The following is a 4,869-nucleotide window of genomic DNA, read 5'->3' as shown; positions in this document are numbered from 1 at the left end:
TAGAGAGTATAAGGAAGTCCTTTTCTCCAATTATTGCTACAGAATTTATTATCTTTTCATTCGCAATACGGAACTGCGTTTAGCAGGGCGTTGTGGTTAATTTGTAAACTGTGATAATATTATGAAAATAAAAACCCAAAATATCTACTTGATTCTAATTGGTGTGTTCATGCTGAATTTAATTTCATGTCAAAAAGAGTCATCCGATGTTACAGAAGAGGTTTGGACGACAGTCGAAAAACGGATGACCACTTGGAAAGAGCGTGATAAAAATGGACAACTTAAGATATATCATCCAAATTTTAGACGCTGGAAAAATGACACTCTTCAAACAAAAGAAACATTTATCGGTGATTGGACTTTTACAGATATGCAAATAAATGATATTCAGATTGAGAAAAGAGAAATACAATTTTTTACTGAAGCAAATTTAAGTGTAGCGCATTATAAAGTTAAGGAAACATTAGAATGGATAGGTGATGATTTCCAAGAAGATGATTTTAAAAGAGACAATGGTCAAGTTTGGACTGAAGATTATTTGGTTAGTGATTACTATATAAAGGAAGGAGAACGATGGCTTTATATTGGAGGAGTTGTAAAATAATACACTAACCACAACAATGTATAACCGCAATTACGGCGGATTCGACTACGTCCGAATCCACTCGAAATTACTAAAGTCAATGCTAAACCGAAAACTAAAGCATATTAACTCGTAACTGACGGTTATACGAGACCGTTGTGCATAATATGAAAAAATATTTGAGAGCATTAATAATAAGTGTTTTGCTGTTGAATTTATCTTGCGCATCAAAGTTTACAACAACTGAATTACAAAACCACTTTTCCAAAGACCAAATTAATGACTTGCAGAAAATAACGGAATTTTTTAAAAGTCAAATATGTGCAAACAAAAGTTCTGATTTCGAAACCTGTTTTACCGAAATGTTACCTGCTTTATTGGAATATGGCTGGCAATCTATTTTGGACAACGTGGATTTTGATAAACAAAAGGAATTATATAATTCGATTTCAAAATCTACATTTGAGGAAATTTGGGAATTTGGAAAAGAAACTTATCCAGACACTGGTTTGGAATTAAGAAGTCTTGGTTCAAAGTATAAGGGCAAGTACCAAAATTTTTTAGCTGAACTTGGGAAGAACAATAAAGAACTCAAAGAATATGCCGATAGAGTAATTGGCACTGGAGATTTTGAATCGAGCTTAATATTACAATCAAGAATTTACGAATATCCAACTGATTTTGATTTAAGCAACGTGAATATTCAGTTATTAATTGCTATTCACTACTTAACCCAAAATGACCAACAAAAAAGAACTGAAAAATGGGAATCGGAATAAAAAATACTATGCACAACATAGTGTATAGTTCATTGCTTCTGATTTTCCTAATCGGAAAATCCTCGCGGCTGAACTATAGCCTGTCTATTTTAGCTAACTTTGTGTTGAGCAACAAACCATACACCAACCGTTGGCATTCAATGACGAACGAACTCAAAAACAAAAAATATGAAAAAATCAAATTTGAATACAATACTATTAATTATCATTATTGTATTGTTAATTATCTGTGTATACGGAATTTATTCTCGTCCGACTTTAGAACAAATAGACGAACGAATTATGCATTGGGGACAACACTTTGGCGCAGTATTTTCTAATTAGAATATTGTTTGAATTTAGAATAAAATTACGCTGGACTTTTTAACTCGTTTGCGGAATTGAAATCTGAATTAAAAACTCGGAATCTTACTCAATCTGAATTAAAAAAATTTGTGGAATAATTTGCTGACCGAATTCGCTCAACCTCTGAAAAATAGAAAAACTGAATTAAGCCGAACAATTAAATGTATGAATAAAAACAACGAAATGCCAACAATGTATAACCGCAATTACGGCGGATTCGACTACGACCGAATCCACTCGGAATTGCTAACGTCAGTCCTAAACCGAAAATTAACGCATATAAACCCGTAACTGACGGTTATACGAACCGTTGGGCACAATTAAAAAAATATGAGACTATTCAAATCATTTCTTGTAATGATAATCCTTTTCGGTTGCAACAATGATGAAGCAAGACAAAAGGCTTCATTGGAAAGTGAAACTTACGAGGGACCAATAATCGATATGCATTTGCACGCAGATGGTAAGGATGATATCCCACCAGTAAAAATGGGATTTTGCACACCTGTTTCAACTATGCTTCCATATTATGATACACGACAAGATTTTAATGATGTATGGGACGACTTATTTGCTAATCCTAGATGTGACAATCCTTTTTGGTCACCAAAAAACTATGAAGATTATATAAATCAAGTTGAAAGTAAATTAACTAAAAACAAAGTGATAGCCGTGGCAAGCGGATCAATTGAGAATGTTCGTGTGTTTAAATCAATAATGCCCAATAATATTATATCAGGTATACAATTCCGTGTTGGCAGAGACAGTATTTCAGCTGAACAAATGCGTACGCTTATTTTGGAAAATGATATTAAAATAATCGGAGAAATTTCAAATCAATATGGAAATATAGCACCAAATGACCCAAGAATGTTTCCATATTACAAACTGGCAGAAGAATTAGACATACCTGTTGCCATACATCTAGGTAGTGGACTTCCTGGCATTATGTATTATTGGGAACCCGAGTATCGTGCGAAATTATCCAATCCGTTGGCATTGGAAGACGTCTTACGAAAATTTCCAAAGTTACGTGTTTCAATAATGCACTATGCAGACCCTTTTATTGATGAATTGATTACTATGCTATATCACTATCCGCAGTTATATATTGACCTTGGTGGAATCCAATGGAATTATCCTAAAGAATATTTTTATGAATATCATCTTAAAAAAATTATTTCAGCTGGATTTGGCAAACGTATTATGTTTGGTTCTGATATGATTATCTGGCCTGATTTTATTTCACATTCGATTGAAATAATTAATGAAACGCCATTTTTAAGTTATGAGCAAAAAGCTGATATCTTTTACAATAATGCTGCAAGGTTTTTAAGACTTGAAGAAAATGAGAAATAAACTGTGTCCAACAATGGCTATAAGTAATTGCTTGTTCTCGCCTACTTATGAAAATCCGTGCGGGTTTTCAGTTTGGTGTGTACTTGCAAAGTTAAATGCTAACCCACGCAACTACTCATAGCCAAACCGATGGTAACACATTCGCCAAAGGCGAACTTTAATTACTACGTGCTTCGCCCTCCCGTCCTTAAAGTAGATGTGTTACCATCTAAAGGGTTAATATAAACGCGATTAAATATGATAACCAACAAACTGTCATTAAAGGTACTTATCACTCTAAGTTTGCTTCTATTCGTTGGATGCAAAAAACAAGTCAAAGAGCCTACCTTAGAAGAAAAAATTGTATTAGCGGTAGAATCAAGAAAAATTCCCACATCAAAAGACCAAAAAATAAACTTTACAATTCCTGAATCGCTTATTGGAAGAGGACCTCAGATAACAGAAGTATTTAGCCATATGGAAAACTATATTCCTACTGTTCTGATAGAAAAAGGAAATACAAAAACAATAAAGCTTCCAGAAAATATCAGTCATACCCTCGGTCAAGAGATTCTCACCAGCGCCTATTTTGAAAAGGAAACGTCACTTGACCAAATTTGCGATGAAAAACAAATTAATGGTGTAATTGTTCTTCACAAAGGACAAGTGGTTTATGAAGGGTATCCTGAAATGGAACCTTCTGACAAGCATTTTCTTGGTTCTGTGAGTAAAACATTTTTAGGAACCGTAATAGCACATTTGGCAGATGAAGGAAAACTTAACGAACAAGATCCGATTGGGAAGCATATTACAGAGTTTAAGGATAAGCCATTGGCAAATGTAACTATTGAAAATTTGTTAAGGATGACCTCAGGAATCAACTGCAGAGAAAGCGATAAGGGATCCTTTACTGACCCAAACCATTGTTTTTATAAATTGCTGCAGCATTCTGCGGTTTATACAGAGCCAAATCCTGGATTTGAAGAAAGCTTAATTGAATTATTGGCTAATTCAGGACAAATTGAATCCGCTGGGCAAACCTTCGATTATACTTCCGCCAATTCTGTTATTCTGACTACCATTGCTGAAAGAGTTTCTTCTAAACCTTTTCATGAGTTGGTTCAGGACTATATATGGACAAGAATCGGAGCTGAAGATGATGCAAGGGTAACGCTATCCAGTACTGGTGTTGCTGGAAGTTACGGTCCAATGCTAATGCGCTTAAGAGATCTTGCCAGATATGGACTGGCCTTTACAGATGACGCTACTACAAAAATAGCATCGGCACGATATTTAAATCAAATTCATACCGGAGATAGAGCATTATTTAGATCTGAAGGAGGAACGGATCAGCATTTGAGGAAACATTATTATGAAGGACAAGGCGCAGATTTTCAGAGCTATCATTGGGATGTGATTTTTGAAGATGGCGACTTCCTTAAAACTGGGTTTGGAGGTCAGGGTCTTTACATATCACCAACAAAAAGATTGGTTATTGCTTTTTTTAGTGCAAAAAAGAATGAGACAAATAAAAACATGCATATGACAGCCCTTGTCCGTAGTTTGGCATTACTAGAACAATTTAAAGAATAAATTACTGAGCCTAACAACGGCTATAGTTCATTGCTACTACTCACCTATTCTCAAAATTAGTTTAACTTTAAACGGCTGGATTTCTACGGTCGAAAATTCCGCTGGAATTTTCAACACAACGAAATCATAGCCGAGACCGTTGGGCGTAATCTAATGAAAATGAAAAAATGGTTAAAAATAGCATTGTGGTCAATAACTTCATTAATTCTAATTATTGTAATTTTTGGATTT

The 4,869-nt window shown here is 34.5% G+C and carries 4 protein-coding genes; all 4 read left to right on the top strand.

Features of this window, described 5'->3' with window-relative positions:
• The first annotated feature begins 121 nt into the window (after nt 1–121).
• The 4 genes from LBU54_RS15065 (at nt 122) to LBU54_RS15050 (ending at nt 4,638) form a co-directional block, all read left to right on the top strand.
• Nucleotides 122–604 (top strand): hypothetical protein, encoded by a 483-nt coding sequence (locus LBU54_RS15065; RefSeq protein ID WP_224531918.1) that lies wholly within the window; start codon nt 122–124, stop codon nt 602–604.
• Nucleotides 605–750: 146 nt separating this feature from the next.
• Nucleotides 751–1,362, top strand: a complete 612-nt coding sequence (locus tag LBU54_RS15060; protein ID WP_224531916.1) for a hypothetical protein — start codon at nt 751–753, stop codon at nt 1,360–1,362.
• A gap of 702 nt (nt 1,363–2,064) precedes the next feature.
• Nucleotides 2,065–3,066: an amidohydrolase family protein gene (locus LBU54_RS15055; RefSeq protein WP_224531914.1), complete on the top strand. Its 1,002-nt coding sequence runs from the start codon at nt 2,065–2,067 to the stop codon at nt 3,064–3,066.
• A gap of 237 nt (nt 3,067–3,303) precedes the next feature.
• Nucleotides 3,304–4,638, top strand: coding sequence for a serine hydrolase domain-containing protein (locus tag LBU54_RS15050; RefSeq protein WP_224531908.1), 1,335 nt, complete (start codon nt 3,304–3,306; stop codon nt 4,636–4,638).
• Nucleotides 4,639–4,869: the final 231 nt, after the last annotated feature.

Source organism: Winogradskyella alexanderae, from assembly GCF_020166335.1.
GTDB lineage: Bacteria > Bacteroidota > Bacteroidia > Flavobacteriales > Flavobacteriaceae > Winogradskyella > Winogradskyella alexanderae.
Note: the sequence above shows the minus strand (reverse complement) of the source record. Positions and strands in the feature narration are given on the sequence as shown.

Excerpts from the sequence above, each read along its gene's own strand:
- LBU54_RS15055 (WP_224531914.1), top strand. The coding sequence starts at position 2,065 with ATGATAATCCTTTTCGGTTGCAACAATGATGAAGCAAGACAAAAGGCT.
- LBU54_RS15050 (WP_224531908.1), top strand. The coding sequence starts at position 3,304 with ATGATAACCAACAAACTGTCATTAAAGGTACTTATCACTCTAAGTTTG.
- LBU54_RS15060 (WP_224531916.1), top strand. The coding sequence starts at position 751 with ATGAAAAAATATTTGAGAGCATTAATAATAAGTGTTTTGCTGTTGAAT.
- LBU54_RS15065 (WP_224531918.1), top strand. The coding sequence starts at position 122 with ATGAAAATAAAAACCCAAAATATCTACTTGATTCTAATTGGTGTGTTC.